27 protein-coding genes are annotated in these 18,501 nt (G+C 65.4%); 12 read left to right on the top strand and 15 right to left on the bottom strand.

Annotation, left to right across the window (positions count from 1 at the left end; all coding sequences use genetic code 11):
- Window positions 1–3: 3 nt before the first annotated feature.
- The 12 genes from AC5Y5W_RS16540 to AC5Y5W_RS16485 all read right to left on the bottom strand — a co-directional run bounded on the left by AC5Y5W_RS16540 (window position 4) and on the right by AC5Y5W_RS16485 (window position 9,721).
- Window positions 4–381 carry an NADH-quinone oxidoreductase subunit A gene (locus AC5Y5W_RS16540; RefSeq protein WP_500011588.1) on the bottom strand — a complete coding sequence of 126 codons (378 nt, stop codon included), beginning with the start codon at window positions 379–381 and terminating at the stop codon, window positions 4–6.
- 250 nt (window positions 382–631) lie between these two features.
- The gene (locus AC5Y5W_RS16535) at window positions 632–1,030 is read right to left on the bottom strand and encodes an Rv3143 family two-component system response regulator (protein WP_500011587.1); all 399 of its coding nucleotides are present in this window, start codon (window positions 1,028–1,030) and stop codon (window positions 632–634) included.
- A gap of 81 nt (window positions 1,031–1,111) precedes the next feature.
- The gene (locus tag AC5Y5W_RS16530; RefSeq protein WP_500011585.1) at window positions 1,112–1,645 is read right to left on the bottom strand and encodes a YceI family protein; all 534 of its coding nucleotides are present in this window, start codon (window positions 1,643–1,645) and stop codon (window positions 1,112–1,114) included.
- A 95-nt stretch (window positions 1,646–1,740) separates the two neighbouring features.
- Window positions 1,741–2,154, bottom strand: coding sequence for a nuclear transport factor 2 family protein (locus AC5Y5W_RS16525; protein WP_500011583.1), 414 nt, complete (start codon window positions 2,152–2,154; stop codon window positions 1,741–1,743).
- Between the two features lie 11 nt (window positions 2,155–2,165).
- On the bottom strand, window positions 2,166–2,504 hold the full coding sequence (locus AC5Y5W_RS16520) for a DUF6285 domain-containing protein (protein WP_500011581.1): 339 nt from the start codon (window positions 2,502–2,504) through the stop codon (window positions 2,166–2,168).
- The gene (locus AC5Y5W_RS16515) at window positions 2,501–3,451 is read right to left on the bottom strand and encodes a phosphotransferase family protein (protein ID WP_500011738.1); all 951 of its coding nucleotides are present in this window, start codon (window positions 3,449–3,451) and stop codon (window positions 2,501–2,503) included. Before AC5Y5W_RS16515 ends, AC5Y5W_RS16520 begins: the two co-directional genes overlap by 4 nt.
- Window positions 3,452–3,471: 20 nt before the next feature.
- Complete coding sequence (locus AC5Y5W_RS16510) at window positions 3,472–4,710, bottom strand: acyl-CoA dehydrogenase family protein (RefSeq protein ID WP_500011579.1); 1,239 nt, start codon at window positions 4,708–4,710, stop codon at window positions 3,472–3,474.
- An 11-nt stretch (window positions 4,711–4,721) separates the two neighbouring features.
- Window positions 4,722–5,333 carry a TetR/AcrR family transcriptional regulator gene (locus AC5Y5W_RS16505; protein ID WP_500011577.1) on the bottom strand — a complete coding sequence of 204 codons (612 nt, stop codon included), beginning with the start codon at window positions 5,331–5,333 and terminating at the stop codon, window positions 4,722–4,724.
- Window positions 5,333–6,232, bottom strand: coding sequence for a hydroxymethylglutaryl-CoA lyase (locus AC5Y5W_RS16500; RefSeq protein ID WP_500011575.1), 900 nt, complete (start codon window positions 6,230–6,232; stop codon window positions 5,333–5,335). The genes AC5Y5W_RS16505 and AC5Y5W_RS16500 overlap by 1 nt, the downstream gene beginning before the upstream one ends.
- Complete coding sequence (locus AC5Y5W_RS16495; protein WP_500011573.1) at window positions 6,229–7,434, bottom strand: CaiB/BaiF CoA transferase family protein; 1,206 nt, start codon at window positions 7,432–7,434, stop codon at window positions 6,229–6,231. The genes AC5Y5W_RS16500 and AC5Y5W_RS16495 overlap by 4 nt, the downstream gene beginning before the upstream one ends.
- Window positions 7,431–8,621 carry an alpha/beta hydrolase family protein gene (locus AC5Y5W_RS16490; RefSeq protein ID WP_500011571.1) on the bottom strand — a complete coding sequence of 397 codons (1,191 nt, stop codon included), beginning with the start codon at window positions 8,619–8,621 and terminating at the stop codon, window positions 7,431–7,433. The genes AC5Y5W_RS16495 and AC5Y5W_RS16490 overlap by 4 nt, the downstream gene beginning before the upstream one ends.
- Window positions 8,621–9,721 carry a homogentisate 1,2-dioxygenase gene (locus AC5Y5W_RS16485; RefSeq protein ID WP_500011569.1) on the bottom strand — a complete coding sequence of 367 codons (1,101 nt, stop codon included), beginning with the start codon at window positions 9,719–9,721 and terminating at the stop codon, window positions 8,621–8,623. Before AC5Y5W_RS16485 ends, AC5Y5W_RS16490 begins: the two co-directional genes overlap by 1 nt.
- Window positions 9,722–9,856: 135 nt before the next feature.
- Here AC5Y5W_RS16485 and AC5Y5W_RS16480 point away from each other — a divergent pair, with 135 nt between their 5' ends.
- The 5 genes from AC5Y5W_RS16480 to AC5Y5W_RS16460 all read left to right on the top strand — a co-directional run bounded on the left by AC5Y5W_RS16480 (window position 9,857) and on the right by AC5Y5W_RS16460 (window position 12,070).
- Window positions 9,857–10,141: a type II toxin-antitoxin system Phd/YefM family antitoxin gene (locus AC5Y5W_RS16480; protein WP_500011568.1), complete on the top strand. Its 285-nt coding sequence runs from the start codon at window positions 9,857–9,859 to the stop codon at window positions 10,139–10,141.
- Complete coding sequence (locus AC5Y5W_RS16475; RefSeq protein ID WP_500011567.1) at window positions 10,138–10,416, top strand: type II toxin-antitoxin system RelE family toxin; 279 nt, start codon at window positions 10,138–10,140, stop codon at window positions 10,414–10,416. The genes AC5Y5W_RS16480 and AC5Y5W_RS16475 overlap by 4 nt, the downstream gene beginning before the upstream one ends.
- A gap of 101 nt (window positions 10,417–10,517) precedes the next feature.
- A complete protein-coding gene (locus tag AC5Y5W_RS16470; RefSeq protein WP_500011737.1) occupies window positions 10,518–11,321 on the top strand; it encodes a helix-turn-helix domain-containing protein in 804 nt (267 codons plus the stop codon).
- On the top strand, window positions 11,314–11,715 hold the full coding sequence (locus AC5Y5W_RS16465) for a VOC family protein (protein ID WP_500011565.1): 402 nt from the start codon (window positions 11,314–11,316) through the stop codon (window positions 11,713–11,715). The genes AC5Y5W_RS16470 and AC5Y5W_RS16465 overlap by 8 nt, the downstream gene beginning before the upstream one ends.
- A 1-nt stretch (window position 11,716) precedes the next feature.
- Window positions 11,717–12,070, top strand: coding sequence for a VOC family protein (locus tag AC5Y5W_RS16460; protein WP_500011563.1), 354 nt, complete (start codon window positions 11,717–11,719; stop codon window positions 12,068–12,070).
- Between the two features lie 21 nt (window positions 12,071–12,091).
- On the opposite strand, the gene AC5Y5W_RS16455 is transcribed toward AC5Y5W_RS16460, so the two are convergent.
- Window positions 12,092–13,063, bottom strand: coding sequence for an NADPH:quinone oxidoreductase family protein (locus AC5Y5W_RS16455; protein ID WP_500011561.1), 972 nt, complete (start codon window positions 13,061–13,063; stop codon window positions 12,092–12,094).
- A gap of 215 nt (window positions 13,064–13,278) precedes the next feature.
- On the opposite strand from AC5Y5W_RS16455, the gene AC5Y5W_RS16450 reads away from it, so the two are divergent.
- From AC5Y5W_RS16450 to AC5Y5W_RS16435, 4 genes are all read left to right on the top strand, one after another.
- The gene (locus AC5Y5W_RS16450) at window positions 13,279–13,827 is read left to right on the top strand and encodes a nuclear transport factor 2 family protein (RefSeq protein WP_500011559.1); all 549 of its coding nucleotides are present in this window, start codon (window positions 13,279–13,281) and stop codon (window positions 13,825–13,827) included.
- A 74-nt stretch (window positions 13,828–13,901) separates the two neighbouring features.
- The gene (locus tag AC5Y5W_RS16445) at window positions 13,902–14,759 is read left to right on the top strand and encodes an oxidoreductase (protein ID WP_500011557.1); all 858 of its coding nucleotides are present in this window, start codon (window positions 13,902–13,904) and stop codon (window positions 14,757–14,759) included.
- Between the two features lie 348 nt (window positions 14,760–15,107).
- Complete coding sequence (locus AC5Y5W_RS16440) at window positions 15,108–15,362, top strand: antitoxin (RefSeq protein ID WP_500011555.1); 255 nt, start codon at window positions 15,108–15,110, stop codon at window positions 15,360–15,362.
- Complete coding sequence (locus AC5Y5W_RS16435) at window positions 15,359–15,793, top strand: type II toxin-antitoxin system VapC family toxin (protein WP_500011554.1); 435 nt, start codon at window positions 15,359–15,361, stop codon at window positions 15,791–15,793. The genes AC5Y5W_RS16440 and AC5Y5W_RS16435 overlap by 4 nt, the downstream gene beginning before the upstream one ends.
- 180 nt (window positions 15,794–15,973) lie before the next feature.
- On the opposite strand, the gene AC5Y5W_RS16430 is transcribed toward AC5Y5W_RS16435, so the two are convergent.
- On the bottom strand, window positions 15,974–16,615 hold the full coding sequence (locus AC5Y5W_RS16430) for a TetR/AcrR family transcriptional regulator (protein WP_500011553.1): 642 nt from the start codon (window positions 16,613–16,615) through the stop codon (window positions 15,974–15,976).
- A 61-nt stretch (window positions 16,616–16,676) separates the two neighbouring features.
- Here AC5Y5W_RS16430 and AC5Y5W_RS16425 point away from each other — a divergent pair, with 61 nt between their 5' ends.
- The 3 genes from AC5Y5W_RS16425 to AC5Y5W_RS16415 are packed head-to-tail and all read left to right on the top strand — an operon-like array spanning window position 16,677 to window position 17,898.
- The gene (locus AC5Y5W_RS16425; protein WP_500011736.1) at window positions 16,677–17,231 is read left to right on the top strand and encodes a pyridoxamine 5'-phosphate oxidase family protein; all 555 of its coding nucleotides are present in this window, start codon (window positions 16,677–16,679) and stop codon (window positions 17,229–17,231) included.
- A gap of 56 nt (window positions 17,232–17,287) precedes the next feature.
- Window positions 17,288–17,518, top strand: a complete 231-nt coding sequence (locus tag AC5Y5W_RS16420) for a type II toxin-antitoxin system Phd/YefM family antitoxin (protein ID WP_500011551.1) — start codon at window positions 17,288–17,290, stop codon at window positions 17,516–17,518.
- An 8-nt stretch (window positions 17,519–17,526) separates the two neighbouring features.
- On the top strand, window positions 17,527–17,898 hold the full coding sequence (locus AC5Y5W_RS16415) for a type II toxin-antitoxin system VapC family toxin (protein WP_500011549.1): 372 nt from the start codon (window positions 17,527–17,529) through the stop codon (window positions 17,896–17,898).
- A 21-nt stretch (window positions 17,899–17,919) separates the two neighbouring features.
- Here the strand turns inward: AC5Y5W_RS16415 and AC5Y5W_RS16410 are convergent, their stop codons facing one another.
- Window positions 17,920–18,336, bottom strand: a complete 417-nt coding sequence (locus AC5Y5W_RS16410; protein ID WP_500011547.1) for an EVE domain-containing protein — start codon at window positions 18,334–18,336, stop codon at window positions 17,920–17,922.
- Window positions 18,337–18,501 lie beyond the last annotated feature (165 nt).

The following is an 18,501-nucleotide window of genomic DNA, read 5'->3' as shown; positions in this document are numbered from 1 at the left end:
ACCTCAATCCCAATTCAGGCCTCCGCGGCGCCAGACATACGCATAGGCGACGAATACGACGACGACGAACAGCCCCATCTCGATGAGTGCGAACAACCCCAGCGCGTCATAGCTGACGGCCCAGGGATAGAGAAAGACGATCTCGATGTCGAAAACGATGAACAGCATCGCGGTCAGGTAGTACTTCACCGGGAAACGCTGACCTGGCGCCGCATGTGGGCCGCTGGCCGGCTGATCGATCGGTTCGATGCCGCACTCGTAGGCTTCCAGCTTGGCCCGGTTGTAGCGGGACGGGCCGGTCACTTTCGCGATCGCCACCGAGAACACCGCGAACCCCATCGCGATCGCGCCGAGTACGAGGATGGGTACGTAGAGGTTCATCCTGCGTGACGCTCCCTCGTGGCTGTCGGTGTGAGCTCAAGCACAGCCTAGCGATGATGTGCGCGGCTCCGCTCACGGGTCTGGTTGTGAGCTCGAACACAGCTTGGCGAATGTGATGTCTCGGCTTGTCGCGCTTGCATCGAGTCCGGTCGTGGCCACCAATGGCTGCCGCCTTCAACGCGAATTACCGACGGCAACACAACAATTCGCGTTGGCTGTGGTCGCAGGGACCACTTGCCCTGCCGAGGCGCTACTGAACCGGCGTGCGCAATAGGCCGAGCACGGTCCGGCCCAGCCGAATGGGGTCCAGCGGATGCGGGACGGCCGCCTCGGCATGTGACCAGCGGGCCAGCCACGCGTCGTCGGCGCGCCCAGTGAGGACCACGATCGGCGGGCACTGCGCGACCTCGTCCTTCAGTTGCTTGGCGATGCCCATTCCGCCTTCCGGGGTGGCTTCGCCGTCGAGTATGGCCACGTCGATGCCGCCGGCATCGACGTGCTGGATTACCACCGGCCCCGTCGCGACTTCCACGTAGCTCAACTCAGGCAGATCCGGGTGCAGCCGTTTGCCCAGCGCCAACATCACCTGTTCGCGGGTGTGCGCATCGTCGCTGTACACAAGGATCCGAAGAGCATCAGTGGCAGGCATGTGCAGATCGTACCGGCGACGACGATGCGGGCCGGCGTAGCGGCCCGAGGAGGAGTCGACGGCAATTAGCGCGGCACCCCGCTATGTCGCCCGGACGAAGCACGCGTCGGCCGAGGCCTTCGCGGTCTGGCCGACCATGCCCAACCGATTCCAGTCCAGGTCGAACTGAGCTCGATCGACCTCCGTTTCGGCGGTGATCCGCACCGAGCCGTCGCCGAGCACCGCGATCTTGGCCGGCAGCGGCAGCGGCGCGGTGACTCCTTTGATGGTGAAGTCGGCCTGCAGCTCGGCGCCGTTGCCGGTGGTCGGTTGCACGGCGGTGACGACGACGCTGAGCTGCGGGAAGTGCTCGACGTCGAAGAAATCGGCCGAGTGCAGATGCTCGTCGCGTTTGCGGATACCAGTGCGCAGCGACGCGGCGGCGATGTCGAGGCGGCCGAAGACGGCGCCTTTGGCGGTCACTTGGCCGTCGCCGCTGACCTCGGTGAACTGGCCTTTGACGTTGAGCAGACCCCAGAAGTTCTTGATCTTGAAGGTGATGGTTGAGCGGTCGGGAACCAGGTTCCACACCCCGGCGGTGTCCGGATCGCTCAGCAGTGTTTCCACGGTAGTCATATGCGCCGCTCCTCCTCATCGCTGCGTCCCCAGCTTCGCGGGGGCCCCGCTGCATCGTCGCCGGCGCTGGTCATATATGCCTCCGTTGACCGAGCTCAGCTCAACAGCGGCGCGAGCTCGGCCGGGTCGAAGTACTCGTCGATACGGCTGATCAGGGCTCGAGAACCCGAAGAGCCACCCAACTTAATCACGATGCACACCCGCAAGGCGATCGATCCGCCGTTGTGGCCGGTGGCGTGCAAGATGTGCTGCTGGACGAAGCCGTTGGGAAAGAGCTGGCGGTCGAGGATCTCGTAGCGCCGGTCGGCGGTGACGTCGATGAACCAGTGCAGCACCCGCAGCGCACGTTTCTTGTCGTTGTCGCGACCCGCCCCGACCCGCCAGACCGCGATGTCGTCGTCGAAGATCTGCTCGAGCGTTGCCACGTCGCTCTGCTCGATCGCGGCGAACAGCCGATCCGCCACGTCGACGATGACTTCTGCACCCTGGCCGGACTCGGTAGCGGGCATCGGTCGCCTTCCTATTCCTCGTGGTATCCGGGGTGTGCGACGACCAGCCGCTGGCTGACCAGGACATGCAAAGCCCGCAGCACCTCGTCGCTGCGCTCGTCCAACTGGCCGGCCCGGATCGCGGCCGCCAGTCCGGCTTCGTCTTCGAAGCCCAAGCCGGCCAATGCGGCATGAGCCGGTTCGGTACCGGGGTCCAGTAGTTCGCGCTCGACCATCCGCAACGCGTTAGCGGCTACGCGCGCATGGAAGTTGACCTGGCCGCTGGTGGCCGCCCGGACGTCGGTTTCCAGGAACTCGGCTACCGCCGCTATCAGTTCTGCGGCGGTGGGGCGACCATGAACACCGCTCATCGCGGGCCGGCCTCGTCGAGCAAGGTGAGCAGGTCCCACTCGGTCTCGCAGACCCGCCGTCCGATGGTGGCCAGCTCCACCGACCGAGTCTGTCCGCTCAGGTGCCGCTCCGCCTGGTAGCGGCAGATGACGCCCCAGCGCAGGGTGGCCAGCACCAGCCACCAGTGGAATGCCACCCGGTCGACGGTAGTCCCGCCGGCATCTTCATAGGCGCGAAGGAAGTTTTCGATGCTGCCCAGGCCGCCGGCGCCGCGGCTGGCCGGCGCACCGAACCGCCAGGCCCGGATGCAGAACCAGGCCAGGTCTTCATAGACCTCGCCGATGTGCACCAGCTCCCAATCGAGCACCGCCGCCAGGTCGGATCCGTCCACGATGAGGTTGCCCATCCGGTAGTCGCCGTGCACCAACCGCGTTGGGGACGGGGCCGGCCGGTGCGCGGCCAGCCACCGAAACGCCCACTCGAAGGCGGCGGTGGTGTCGCCCATCACGTCCAGCCGGTTGTGCCACTCGCCGAGCTGGTCTTCGGTTTCCAGGTCCGCGCCGTGCGGGTCGGCCCGGTGGATGGCGGCCAGTGCCTGTGCGCACTGGCGCATCAGTCGCTCGCGGCCCGGGTCGTCCAGCTGTCGGTCGATACGCCGGACAATGGTCTCGCCTTTGATCTCGTCGCAGATCAGAAACGGATTGCCCAGGGCGGCAGTCGAATTGTCGGCGGTCAAGATGTGCGGGACGGGCGCACCGGCCGCTGCGGCGGCTGCCTGGACGCGAGCTTCGAGCTCCATCGACGCGTGCAAGTCGTCAGGCGGACCGATGCGCAGGATCAGCGACCGGCGGTCCTCGGGGGTGACCGCCTCGAACGCCCACGTGCTGCGGCTGGCCCCGCCGGTCAGCGCGCGCAGGTTGTCGATCGTGGTTTCGACGCCGAGCGCTGAGGCCACCACACCTGCCAGAGCGGACTCCTGGACACGCGTCACTTCTTGCCGAACTTGAACAGCCGCTGGGCGACTCGGCGGATCTGGATCTCTTCGGCGCCCTCGGTGATCCGGTACCGGCGGTGGTGCCGGTAGATGTGCTCGAACTGCTCGTGACGGGTGTAGCCGAGCCCGCCGAAGATCTGCATGGCCCGGTCGGCGGCATCGCACACCAACCGGTTGGCCCGGTAGTTGGCCATCGACACCTTGTCCGACACCTCCAGGTGGTGGTTGCGGTCCAAATGCCATGCCGCGTAATAGACCAGCAGCCGCACCATCTGCGCTTCGGTCTGCAACTCGGCCAACGGCCACTGCACCGCCTGATTGACCGACAGCGGCTTGCCGAACACGATGCGTTGACCGGCGTACTCGGCGGCCCGGTTGATACAGTACTGCGCTGCGCCCAGACTGCTGGCCGCCTGACGAATCCGGTTCTCGTGCAAGAATGTTTGCGCAACCTCGAGACCGCGGTCTACTTCGCCCAAGACAGCGTCGCCGGGCACTCGCACGTCGCTGAGCTCGACTTCACCGTGGTCGCTGGGCATGTTGAAGGTCCACCAGTAGAACGGGACGGCGAAACCCGGGGCGTCGGTGGGCACCAGGAACGCGGTGATACCGGTCGCTTGCCCGGGGTCGCCGGAGGTGCGGGCGAAGACAAGATCGTGGGTAGCACGGTGCACACCGGTGTTGAACCGCTTGGCGCCGTTGATCACCCAGCCGTCACCGTCGCGTTCGGCGTGAGTTTCCAGCCAGGTGGCATCCGAGCCGTGTGCCGGCTCGGTCAGTCCGAACGCCATCGAGCGCTCTCCGGTGATCAGCGCCTCCGACCAGTCGCGGCGCTGCTCGTCGGTGCCGAACCGCTCCATCATGATCACCTGTGGGAAGTTGCCGACGATCGACGACTCGTCCTGCAGATCGTTGTGTAAACCAAGGCCTTTGGCGGCCAGGTGCTCGCGGATGACCGCCATGTCCAGGTTGGTGCCATCCCGGCCGCCGAGTGACGTCGGCAACGCGTAGCGCAGCCAGCCTGCCTGGTCGGCTCGCCGGCGCATCTCGCCGAGCAGATCCTCCCACTCCCGCCGCGGGATGCCGCCGTTGTCGACGTCGGTGCGGGCGAACTCGCGGCGCTGGTCGAAGTACTGCATGTTCTCGGCCTGCAGCGGAGCGATCTCAGCCTCGATGAACGCATCGATGTCGGCAAGCAGTCGCGGAAGGTGTTCGGGCAGGGTGAAATCCACGGTGTTCTCCTTCAGAAGCCGTAGAGGGTTTTCTTCCAGATCCTCGACAAGGTGGTGATTGCATCATCGTCGGACAGTTCCACGCCCAACTCGGAGGGGCCCACGAATACCGTGGTGAAGTTCTCGAAGAGCAGCGCGATCGCCGCGGCGGTATGTTGCGGATCAAGCTCAGCAGAGTAGCCGTGCTCCTGCGCGCGCCGCACCGATGCCGCCACGATGTCCATGCCGAAGCGGCGGAATTCGTTTTGTACCTCGGCGAATCGCCGCTGAGTAGCGGCCAACTGCGCCACCGCGATCATGATGCCGATGTTCTGCTTGAACATGTTCCAATAGCCGGTGACCACCGAGGTGAAGAACGCGGTGTCATCGGGTGACTGGGGCAGCGAGACGCTCAGGCCGGAGGGCGCCACGACGTCGTGCAGAAACGACTCCGCCAGCGCGGCCAGCAGGTCTTCCTTGTCGGCGAAATAGCGGTAAAACACCGACGGTGATTTCCCGGCGGCCGAGGTGATGTCGGCCAGCGTGGTGCCGTGAAACCCGCGCTCGGCGAACAGTTTGCGCGCCGCCTGCTCGATCGCCTGGCGGGTATGGCGGCCTTTGGAGCTGCGCGCGTCGGTCGGCATCAGACCCGTTTCCGGTCGCCCGCCCGCAGTAACGCACCGGGAAGGTCATGGCCCACCGCTGTTCGCGCGACCTCGGCGGCCGCGATCGCCGCGTTCAGCTCGACGTCGACGCCGACGCCGCTGTCGGTCAACAAATAGACCAGGTCCTCGGTGGCGATGTTGCCGGTAGCGCCCGGGGCAAACGGGCAACCGCCCAGCCCGCCCACCGAGGAGTCCAGCCGGCTGACCCCGGAGCAGACCGCTGCGTAGGCGCTGGCCAGCCCGGCGCCGCGGGTGTTGTGGAAATGGCCGCCCAGCGGAAGGTCGTCGATCACCGGGCGCACCGCCTCGATCAGCGAGCGGACCCGTCCCGGCGTGGTGGTGCCGATCGTGTCGGCGATCGACAGCCGGTCGGCACCGTGATCGCGTGCTGCCGCAGCGATGTCCACGACCCGCTGCGCCGGGGTAGGTCCCTCGAAGGGGCAATCCCACGCGGTGGCGATGATGACCTCGACGACCACCTCGCTGTCGCGGCCGATTGCCACGATGTCGGCGATCTGCGCGGTGGCCTCAGCGCTGCTCCGGCCGACGTTGGCCTGGCTGAACGTGTCAGAGGGCGACACCACGTACTCGATGGCCCGCAGTCCCGCAGCCACCGCGCGTTTGGCGCCGTTGGGGCTGGCCACCAGCGCGGAAAATTCGATACCGGGGAAGTGCTGCAATTCGGCGGCCACCTCAGCGGCATCGGCCATCGACGGCACCTTCGACGGCGACACGAACGCGCATGCCTCGACCTCGTGCACTCCGGTGGCGGCGATCGCCTCGAGCAGTTCGAGCTTGGCGGCCAAGGGGATCGGCTGCTCGATCTGCAGCCCGTCGCGCAAGGCGACTTCGCGGATGGTGACGTGCTGGGTCGTCATAGCACTCCCTCGGTGCGCAGTGCTTGGAGATCCTCGGCGGTCTTGCCGAGCAGACCGATGTAGACGTCGTCGTTGTGCTGGCCGGGCCGCGCGGAACCGGCATTGCGCACCCTGCCCGGGGATTCGGACAACAGCGGCATGATTCCGGGTCCGAGCACGGCCCGGTCAACTCGTTCGTCGTAGTGTTCGGCGATCATCCCGCGAGCCTGCAGCTGCGGGTCGGCGACCACCTCGGCCACCGTGTTGATCGGCCCCGCGATGACGCCAGCGGCAGTGAGGGTTTCGATGATGTCGCCGGGCTGACGTTCGGCGGCCCAGTCGCCGATGATCTTGTCCAGCTCGTCCTGGTTGCGGCCGCGGGCGCCGTGGGTGGCGAACCGGTCATCGGTGACCAGTTCTGGGCGGCCCATCGCCTGACACAGCCGGGCGAACACGGTGTCCTGGTTGGCGGCAATCACCACCCAGGTGCCGTCGCCGCTGCGGTAGATGTTCGACGGCGCAATACCTTCCAGGCGGGTTCCCGACGGCCCGCGCACCACGCCGCCGACGTCGTAGTCGGGGATGGTGGATTCCTGTATCGCCAAACAAGATTCGGTCAGTGCCACGTCGACTACCTGCCCGGTACCGGTGACGCCACGCCGGTAGAGGGCAGCCAGCGCGCCCTGGGCGGCGAACATGCCGGCGAGGCTGTCACCGAGCGACAGCGCGAGCCGGGGCGGCGGCCCGCCGGGAAAACCGTTGAGATGCCGCAGCCCGCTGGCCGCCTCGGCCACCGACGCGTATCCGGCTTTACGGGCATCGGGGCCGGTTTGGCCGTAACCCGACACCCGCACCAGGATGATGCCGCGGTTGCGTTGCCGCAGTGCGTCGTAACCCAGGTTCCATTTCTCCAGGGTGCCAGGCCGGAAGTTCTCGACCACGATGTCGGATTGTTCGACGAGCTCTAGGAACAGTTCGCGTCCCCGCGGCTGACGCAGGTCGAGTGTGACGGCCTTCTTGTTGCGGGCGTGCACGGTCCAAAAGAAGTGCTGGCCGTCGAGTTCGGCCTGTCCCCAGGTGCGCAGCGGGTCGGGAGCATTGGGCGGTTCGATCTTGATGACCTCCGCGCCCATGTCGCCGAGCAGCCGACCGGCGAACGGCCCGGCGATCAGCGTGCCCAGCTCGAGCACCCGGACACCGTCCAGCGCGCCCGCTGGTGTCACTCCGGCCTCGCGAAGTCGTGGCGCACCAGCCAATCACTGACGACGCCGACGGCCTGACGCAGTGCGCCGCGCTGGTCTGGTCCGGCGTAATAGTGGGTGGCACCGGGGATTTCATGTATTTCTTTGTCGGGATGCCCGATTGCCTCGAACAGCCGGCGAGTGTGGCTGGGCGTGCAGGCGTCGTCGGCAAGGTTGCCGATCACCAATGCCGGCACGGCGATATCACGCCCGCACTGCACGCCGTCGCCGTTGGCGTCGTCGTAGCTCCATTGCGACAACCAGCTGCGCAATGTGCAGAACCGGGCCAGCCCGACTGGGCTCATGTTCACCACCTGTGGATCGCCCAGGTAGCACGTTCCGGGGGTGCGTTCGTTCGGATCGACCGACGGGTCGAGCCAGCGTGGGTCGGCCATGGTGCCGTGCACGACGAAGGCGAACTCGTCGTCGGGGCGGCCGGCGGCCTTCAGCTCGGCGAGTTTCTCCTTGACCCAGGCGGTGATTCGTCGGTTGCGGTCAATTTGGGCTTGCCGGTAGCGAGCGAGGAATTCCTGGCTGTAGGGCGGCTGGTTGGGGTTGTCGGGGTTGTAGAGGTCCAGTTCCGGATCGCGTTTGGTGGGATCCGACTCGTCGAGAATCGACGCGTCCAGCCATTCGGTCATGGTGCCGTGCCGGCTGATATGGGCGGCCAGCAACATGATGCCGTCGGCAGCTGGCAAGTCCAGCTGGGTGAGATCGGGCCCATCGCCCGACGGACTCGATGTCACCGTCGCGTGCTGGGCCTGCTGTTGGTAGAACACCGACAGAGAGCCGCCGCCGCTCCAGCCGGCCAGCACAACCTTGTCGTAGCCGAGCCGATTCTTGGCGTCGTTGATGCATTCGCCGAGGTCTTGAACCACCTTCTCCATCAACAGCGCCGAGTCGGTGCCGCGGAACCGGCTGTTGCAGTAGATGACATGGTGGCCGGCGCGGGCCAGCGCGTTCATCATCGGCAGGTAGGCCCCGCCGCCGATGGGGTGCATGAGCACCAGCACAGTGTCGGACGGCTTGTCGCGTGGCTTGAGTAGATGGCTTTCCAACACCACCAGCTCGGCCAGCCCGCCGTAGACGTCGCGAACACCGGAATTGTTTTGGAAGGCAATCAGATACGGGATCCGGTCGTATTCATGCTTGACCGCTGTGCTAGTCATCAGTGCTGTCCTAGGTCGTGCGCCAGCACTTCGGCTGACGGGGTGAGCCGGCGGCGAGTGTCGACGGCGATCACCTGCCAGTCGACGCTGTGAAAGTCGTCGAACTTGCGGCGCGCACGTTCTCGCGCCTTCTCCGGCGCGCCGTGGTGAACTCCTTGCGGCGCATGGGAAATCAAGCCTGGCGGCATTGGGATGCCGTAGAGCGAGCCGCCGTGGAAGAAGGCGATCTCGTCGTAGTCGACGTTGCGGTGATACCAGGGGGTGCGCTCGGTGCCGGGCACGCCTTCGGCGGGCTTGGGTAGAAAGTTCATCACGTAGACCCCAGTGGCCTGCATGAACAAGTGCACGGTGGGCGGCAGGTGCACACTGTCGGAGGTCACCACGTTGTAGTCGGCGATGTTGAAGGTGAACGCGAAGTTGTCGCCTCGCCAACCTTCCACGTCGAGTGGATTGTGTTGGTAGAACAGCGTCGTCGGCCCGCCCTCGTGCACCAGCCGGACCTCGTACTCGTCGCGGCCAGAGGGAGGCGGGTCGTCCGACGCCACCGGCTCGGGGATGGTGGCCTGCGATGGGTCGAACGGGAAGTGCCGGCCCAGCGCGCCCGGTGGTGGCACGCGAAATTCATCGGTGGCCTCGATCATCAACAGCGTGGTCTCGCCGTTGGGCAACTGACGCCAGGTCGTGGCCTTCGGCAGATACACCCAGTCGCCCTGGCGGTAGGGCAGCGGCCCGAATTCGGTCTGCAATTCGCCGTCACCGTTGTGCACGAAGCACAGCAGGTCGCCGTCGACGTGGCGGACATAGAACGGCATCGGTTCGCTGCGCCGGGACAGCGAGATGCGGCAGTCGACGTTGGAGAACATCAGCAGTGGGCCGCCGTCGGCGTCGGTGGCATCGCTGGGCTTGAGCTCGCTGGAGAGCACGTCGAGAGGCCGCAGCGGGCCGACGGAGCGGTAGGCGGTCGGGTCGTGACGGCGGTACATGTTCGCGGTGCGGCCGGTGAACCCGCCCCGGCCGAGTTCGTCATCTTTGAGCCCGTCGAGATCGGCGTGCAGACGGCGTGGTGTTTTGCCTTTGCGCAGGTGGACGAAGGATTCCATCGGTGGCTCCCGGATCGGCCGCAATAAAACTGAAAGTGACATTACTTTCTCTTTTGCGTCGGCACAAGGGTTCGCCAGAGCTCCTGGTCGAAGCGCGCCTGGACGGGAAGAGGCAAATTGGTCATACTTATGACTATGTCTGAAGTCAGCTCACTCGCCGAGGCGAAGGCGCATTTGTCGGAGTTAGTCGCCCGCGTCGGCGATCAGCACGAGCGGATCACCGTCACAGTGCACGGGCGTCCTACAGCCGTTCTTCTTGCGGTCGACGACCTGGAGTCACTGGAAGAAACCATTGCGGTGCTATCCGACCCAGCAACGCTTCGCGCTCTCGGCGAGGCCGATGCCGAGCTAGCCCGCGGGGAAGGGGAGAACCAGGACAGCCTGGCCGCGGCGATGCAAGCACGCCGAGCTAGGACGTGACCGACCGGCGATACGAGCTGATAATCGCACCGACTGCGAAAAAACAACTGGCCGAACAACTTCCCGAATCAGTGGCGTTCGCGGCCTACGAGTTCATCATCGGCCCGTTACTCGACAATCCTCACCGTGTTGGCAAGCAGCTCCGACCACCGTTGCACGATCGGCATAGCGCACGACGTGGCACCTACCGCGTGCTCTACCGAATCGATGACGCGCGTCAGCAGATCACCGTTGTCGGCGTGTTCGGCCGCGCGGATGCGTACCGTGCCCGATAGGCGGCCGTGTCGCTAGCCTGAGAACTGTGGGTGCCGACACGCCCGAGCGCGCCTCGGAATTCGTCACCGCGCCGCCTCGCAGCGGTCCCGGTGTTGCATCGATGGTGGGCTATCGCTATTGGGGCGCTGCGCCCGCGGTGCATCGGGGCATGCCGTCGTCGACACTGACCTTCATCGTCAGCCTCGATGAAGGCGTCGAGGCGGCCGACACCTCGGAGGCCCTCCGCGACGCCCGGCCCACGCCGCTGCTTTTGAGCGGGTTGCACGAGCGGGCCGCTCAGATCCGGCAGCGACGGGGCCAAGCCGGCGTGCAGCTGGCCGTGCATCCGCTCGCCGCGCGGGGACTGTTCGGGGTGCCCAGCGCCGAGTTGAGCGTGACCGATTTCGATGCCACCGCCGTGCTGGGCCGCCGCGCCGTCGAGCTATGCGAGCGGGCGGCCGATGCGCGGGATTGGCGGGATGCCTTTGCGGTGATTGGCGACTATCTGGTGGGTGCGCGGCAGCGCCGCGACCGCGCGACGGTACGCCCCGAGGTCGCCTATGCCTGGCACCTCTTGGAGCGCAGTTGCGGCCGGGCCTCGGTAGGCGCCGTCGCCGACCGAGTCGGCGTCAGTGCACGACATTTGACGACGTTGTTCAACCAGGAAGTCGGCCGGTCGCCCAAGGCGGTGGCGATGCTGATGCGCTTCGAGCACGCGACCGCGCGGATCGCCGAGTCGGTGCGGCAGCGCGGGCTGGTCGACCTGGCAGCTGTCGCGATCGACACCGGATACAGCGATCAGGCCCACCTGACCCGAGAGTTTGGCCGGTTCGCCGGTACGTCGCCGCGCCGGTGGCTGGCCGAGGAGTTCCGAAACATTCAAGACGGCGGCCACTCGTACGGATCAAACTGCGAGCATGACTGATTCCAATCCGACCGTGTGGTTGACGTTGCGAGCCCACAATGCGCCCAAGTTGATTGACTACTACGTGGATACTTTCGGCTTCGTCCTGGCAGCCCGGTACGGCGAGGGCGAGACCGTCGACCACGCGCAACTTCTGTGGCCTGAGGGCAGCGGCGGGGTCATGCTCGGCAGTGACAGACCCGACGGCGAGTGGTCCCGTGAACCCGGCACCGCCGGCGGCTATGTCGTCACCGCCGATCCGGATGCTCTCTATGAGCGCGTGCTGCAACGCAAAGCCGAAATCGTTCGGCCCCTTGGCAACACCGATTACGGTGCCCGTGAATTCACCGTCCGCGACCCGGAGGGCAACCTGTGGTCCTTCGGCGATTACCGCGGCGCGCCGATGCCGGCCTGACATGCAAGCCAAACGCATCACCGCCAACCTTCGAGTGGCCGACCTCAACACAGCGAAGACCTTCTACACCGACTACCTGGGGCTCAGCACCGAGGAGTTCAACCTGGGATGGGTGGCCCGTTACACCGCACCGGACAGCGGCGCGAACGTCCAACTCGTCACGCGCGATGCGTCCGCTCCCGAAGACTCGGTCATCTCCATCCACACCGATGACGTCGACGACGCGTATGCAGAAGCCCAGAGACTCGGCTACGAGATCGTGCATCCGTTGACCACAGAGTCGTGGGGGGTGCGCCGCTTCTTCGTGCGCGCACCTGATGGCAACGTCGTCAACGTCGTAAGCCACCCGGACTGAGCCCCGGCGCGGCGTGCGGGTTCAGTCGCGGATGCGCACGACGACTTTGCCTTTGGCGGTGCGGTTCTCAAGCGAAGCGACTGCCGCGGCGGCATCCTCCAGCGGGTAGACCACCGGCTCTGGAGGAGATAACTTCCCTGAGGTAAGCAGCCGCTCGAGCCCCGCCCACTGCTCATGCAGCGCGTTCGGGTGTTTCCCGGCCCACGCGCCCCAGCCCACACCGACCACGTCAATGTTGTTGAGCAGCAGCCGGTTCACCTTCACGGTTGGTATGTCGCCGCCGGTGAAACCGATCACCAACAGTCGTCCCGCCGGAGCCAGCGAGCGCAGCGAATCGGTGAACCGGTCGCCGCCAACGGGATCGACCACCACGTCGACGCCACGGCCGTCGGTCAGTTCTTTGACCGCGTCTTTGAATCCCTCGGCCAGCACCACATCCGTCGCACCGGCGGCCGTCGCAATATCGGCCTTTTCCTGCGTGCTGACCACCGCGATGACGCGCGATGCCCCGAGCACCGACGCCAGCCGCAGCGATGACGTGCCGATACCGCCGGCCGCTCCGTGCACCAGCACCGTCTCGCCCGCCTCCAGCCGCCCGCGGACCGTCAGCGCGAAGTACATGGTCAGGTCGTTGAACAACAGACCGGCGCCCGCCTCGAAGCTGACGTTGTCGGGCAGCTTGAACGCTCGGTCCGGGGCCAGCACCGCGACCTCGGCCATCCCGCCGGTGAGCATCGTCAGGCCAACCACCCGATCTCCGGCACGCACAGTGGCGTTGTCGGGTGCCGATCGCACCACGCCGGCGATTTCCGCGCCCAACACAAACGGCGGATCGGGCCGGTACTGGTAGAGGCCGCGGGTGAGCAGCGCGTCCGGAAATGCCGCACCGGCAGCGTGCACCTCGACGATCACGCCGTCGCCCGTGGGTTCGTCGACGTCGGCCACTTCGATACCGTCCGGACCATCGAGCCTGGTCACCCGTGCTGCGCGCATGCCACCTCCGTCATCAACGAAACGCTGTCCAACCCGCCCAACCCCAGGTGATCGTAGCCCTGCACGCCGGCCCTCCGGCTGCACAGGGAACCCACAGCCGCTGCACAGCGGTGCCCGCATGAGCCAACAGGTGAACAGAAGGTAAACTGACCGTGAACAACCTGGGGTTCGGGCGGCCATCGCCCTGCGACCACGACCGTTGGGAGGTGTGGCAGATGCCGAGCTTGCCGCCCGTAGTCCTCGATAGCACCGTCGATCCGACGGATCGAGCCGACGCGATCGACTTCATCAATCGCGTCAACCTGCTGTTCGACGCCTGCGATATCGATGCCATGGTCGAGGCCTTTCTTCCGGACGGCGTGACGTATCACACCCATGGCGTGGCGCGGGGCCGGGCGGAAACGCGGCGCTTCTTCGAGGAGACCTACCCCTACAGCGTTCCCGGGGTTAGCCGCATCGCCACCAACCCGATCGTCGATAGCGATGGCGAGGGAGTGATCGTTCGCTACTACAACCTTCTCGTCCGCTATGCGCCGGAGCCGGCTGGGCCCAGGATGGTGACGGGCGAGGTGGTCGAGGAACCCGATGATCTGCCCGCGATCTGGGTCTACTCCGCTGTGACGGACCGACTGCGTCGGCTCGATAACGTCTGGCGGATCTTCGAACGTCACATCGGGACGACGACGATGAATGACCGGCTGCGCCCGATGGCGTCGGCGCCCGGGTTTATGAGCCCGCGCCTGCGCCCGGCCGCCTCATGGTGAGAACCCGCCGGCAACGCGTACCACCGCTCGCCCGCTGAAGGCTCCGGCCCGCACGTCGACGCTAGCCTCGTGCCATGGATTCCTTCCCACTCGGTCACTTTTCGGTTGCCCGCATCGGCTTCGGCGCAATGCAACTGCCCGGCCCCGGCGTGTTCGGGCCGCCGCGTGACCGCGACGCAGCGCTGGCGGTGTTGCGCCGCGCGGTCGAACTCGGCGTCGATCACATCGACACCGCCCAGTTCTACGGGCCCGACGTCGCCAACCAACTCATCCGCGAGGCGCTGTATCCGTACCCGGAAAACGTGGCGCTCGTGAGCAAGGTCGGTGCACGCCGCGACGATGCGGGCGGCTGGCTGCCAGTCGATAGCCCGGCCGACCTACGCCGCGACATCGAGACCAATCTGCGCACCCTGGAGGTGGACCGGTTGGCCGCTGTCAACCTGCGGCTGGTAGACAGCGACGGGCCGGATCAACATTTCGATGACCAGCTTTCGGTCATGATCGCCGCCCACGACGACGGGCTGATCGGCGGTATCGGGCTTAGCGAAATCAAGCTCGAGCATCTGTTGCATGCCCTAAAGCGCACCGAGATCGCCTGTGTGCAAAACGCATTCAACCTCGCCGACCGCTCGTCGGCGCCGGTGCTGCAGGAGTGCACGACGCGCGGCATCCCCTTCGTGCCGTTCTTCCCGCTGGGATCGGCGTTCATCCAACCGAATCCGGTGCTGGGCAACGAGGTGGTGCAACACACCGCCGCGCGACTCGGCTGCACCCCGGCACAGGTTGCGCTGGCGTGGACGCTCGGCGTGGCGCCCAACATACTGCTGATCCCCGGCACGTCGTCGGTGCGGCATTTAGAGGAGAACCTGGCGGTCGCCGACATCGAGCTCGACGACGACACGCGCGCGCAGCTGGATGCGATTGCCGACTAGCGTTCTCACACGTCCGCCCCGCGATTGCCGCCGACGCATCAGCGTGCATCGACATTTACCGCCCGTACGTATTGGACACCGTGATCACCTTCGAGCCTGACGTGCCGACGGTCGAGGAAATGGCAGACGACGGTTACACCTATGCGCACCAGCTCAATTCGCGTGCCGCGTTTCAGTGGTCAGTGGAGACTGAGCGTCTACATGGCTCATGATCAGCTCCGCGCCGGCGGCGGACGAATGCTGTGTACACCTGCCTGGGAACGTCGACGAAACGCGACTCCGTCGGTTTGAACCTAGTCGGAGAGCGTGACAGCATAGCATCAAGGATGCTGATGCTATGCTGTCATCGTGCGTACCACGGTGACACTTGACGACGACACGTTGGCGCTCGTGCACCGTCTGATGAAAGAACGCGGTGTGTCCTTCAAGAAGGCGCTCAACGACGCGATCCGCGACGGTGCGCAACGACGCGCGAAGGCGCCCTCGTTCAAGACGCGCACCGCCGACCTCGGTGTGCCGACGGTGAGTCTGGACCGGGCACTGCAGGTTGCCGCCGACCTCGAAGACGAGGAACTGATCCGCCGTCAGCGTCGCGGCGCGTGAAGGTCGTCGACGCCAACGTCCTTCTCTACGGCGTTAATTCCGCCGCTGAGCATCACAGCGCCAGTCGGCGCTGGCTCGACGGCGCACTCTCGGGTGGCGATATGGTCGGCTTGGCTTGGGTTCCGCTGCTTGCCTTCGTCCGGTTGTCCACAAAGCACGGCTTGTTTCCGTCACCGCTTCGCCCGGATGAAGCCATGGCGCAGGTCACCGATTGGTGCAATGCCCCAGGCGCAGTGGTGATCAGTCCAACGCCACGACATGCCGACGTGCTATCCGGCCTGCTTGGCACCACCGGCACCGGAGGAAACCTGGTCAACGATGCGCACCTTGCTGCGCTCGCGGTCGAGCACCGCGCCAGCATCGTCAGCTATGACCGCGACTTCGGACGTTTCAACAACCTGCGGTGGGCAACACCCGACGCGCTGCTGTGAGAACACCGCCGTCTCCACGCAACAGGCATCTGCTACACGCTCTCGAACGCACCGAAATTGCGTGCGTGGAAAACGCCTTCAACCTCGCCGACCGCTCGTCGGCTCGGCTGTCATACAACCGAATCCCTTGCTGGGCAACGAGTTCGACGACAACCGCGCGCAGTTGGCCGCAATCGCCGGCTAGGGATTGCGCTGCCGGTCCAGTCCGTCGACGATCAAACTGAGACCGAATGCGAATTCGTCCTCCAATGGCACGGGCAAATGGTCGGCCACGGCAACGGTGGCGGGGAACAGCCCAGGGTCCAGTTCATGGAACACGCCGGTGAGTCGGGCATCGTCGGAGCTGCTATGGCCGGTGAGCTGGATGACGAAGCCCAAAACATAGCGCGCCAGCGTCGCATACGAGCGGGCCGCCAGCTGTGGCGGAAAGCCACTGTCGAGCAGGATCGCGATCAACCGTTCACGCTGAGCCAACGCATTCGGGCCGATTGGCACCTGTTCGACCAGCAGGCGCGCGACGTTTCGGTGACGGCGCAATACATCGAACATGCCCAGCGCCACCGACTTACACGCCTGTTGCCAGCTCAAGGTGCTGAGTTCTTCAGTGCTGAAGTCGACTCGGCCAAATACTCGGTCGACGACTTGAGCGATCACCTCGCGCCGGTTGCCGAAATGCCGATACAGCGTGGCCGTCCCCGAATCCGCCCGCTGTGCCAACGTCCGCATCGACAACGCGTCAGCGCCTTCCTCGTCAACGATCCGCATCGCCGTCTCGACGAACCGTTCTCGCGGTACCGGAGGGCGCCCGGGGGAACGTGTCATGGGCCAAGTATGACGACCCTTGACAGCGGTAGGCAATAATGACAACACTGTATCCATTATGTTGTTGCTTCCCCTCGCACCCGAACCATTCACCGTTCCCACCGACCGCGACATGCTTCCGTCGGAGCGGCGCGAATTCATTCGCACCCATCGCACCTGCGTGTTCGGCTACCGCCGACGACACGACGGACCGGCCATGTCGATCGTCTACTACATCCCGACCGACGATGACGAGTTGCTCGTCTCCACGATGGCCGGACGCGGCAAGGCGCGCGCCCTCGCACGCGACGGCAAAGTGAGCCTGTGTGTGCTCGACGAGCGTTGGCCCTTCGCCTATCTGCAGGTGTATGCCGACGGAGTGATCGAGCGTGACCGCGGTCTCGTCGTGGACGTGATGATGGCAGTCGCCGGTCGCATGTCCGGCCAACCACTGGATGAAGAAGCCCGCCCCTACGTCGAGGCGATGGCCGTCGAGGAGGATCGGGTGGTCGTGCGCTGCCGGCCGTACGCGACATTCGCGCAACCGCCGCGGCATCTGCACCGCAACGATCAGGAAGAGCGGATTACCCACTGGATAACGGGCACGGTCGCGTGGGACGCGCCTGACCCGGTCTAAGCCCACGGTGGAATTCGCACCTAGTCCGACTAGACTAAGTTCGGTAGGCTGATCGTATGCCGACCGTCAATATTCACGATGCGAAGACCCACCTGTCGCACCTGCTCGCTCGCGTCGAGAAAGGCGAGACGATCACTATCGCGCGCGCCGGCAAACCAGTGGCTGACCTGATCCCGCATGCACGCGCCGACATCGTCTTCGGTGGCCTGGCAGGCCGACTTCATTACGACACCGATCATTTCGATGACACCGACCACGATCTCAACGCGCTGTTCGGCATCGAATGAGTGGCCTCTTGCTCGATACCCACGTCGTGCTCTGGCTGCTCGACGATAGTCCCCGGCTCGGGGCCCAGGCCCGGCAACGCATCACCGGAAGCGCAGGCGTGTACATCTCCGCCGCGAGCACGTGGGAACTCGCCATCAAGGCGGCTATCGGCAAGGTCGAGCTACCCGGCGATTTCGAGGACGCGATTGACCGGTCCGCCCTGCGCGACCTGCCCGTCACACGACGCCACACTCTCGCGTCTGACCTGACGGCACTGCCCCACAAGGATCCCTTTGACGCAGTTTTGGTAGCGCAGGCGACGGTCGAGCGGCTCACGCTGCTCACGGCCGACGTGAAGCTGCTGAAGGTGCTGCCCGACGTCATCGACGCCAGGCTCTGAGCTCAGCTCCTACGCCGCAGTTCAGGAGCCGGTCATCGCTGAGCGGATCACCTCGAGGTCATTATCGGCGATCTTGAACACCCCGAATCGGAACTTGTAGCCCCACCGAACCTTGTCTTCGATGAAGTCAAGTTGGTCGATCAGTGGCCGGATCGGCGTCTCGGTGCATTCGAGGAAGTCGACGTTGCGGCGCCACGTGTGGAAATCAGGCGCCGTGTCCGTCTGATATGGCTCATCATCGGCGACTCGGCCGATGGCGGTAAAGGCCTGAAGCGGCTCACCGTCGGGGTAGCCGGTCTTGGGTGAGTAGAAGATGATCCAGTCGCCACGAGCCATCCTGCGCAGCATGTGCGGTTTACCGTGGTTGGCCTGGGTGAAGCAACCGCGCACCCCCTCTGCGACATGGTCACGGCTGACCGTATTTATCCAGTTCGTCATGACCGCATGCTAAGTCGGACGGCCGGCGCAGCCTGCACGCTTGCTGCTCGCTTGTGGATAACGTTGCGGGCTTGCAGCTTCTGCCGGGCGATATCACATACGGCATCAAGTTGGAGAAGGCAATACGCTCGGTTGGCGTGACTAGAGAGGCTGATGAGCATGCTG

The organism is Mycobacterium sp. NGS51 (assembly GCF_059812525.1).
This window is presented reverse-complemented; position numbering and strand designations above follow the sequence as displayed.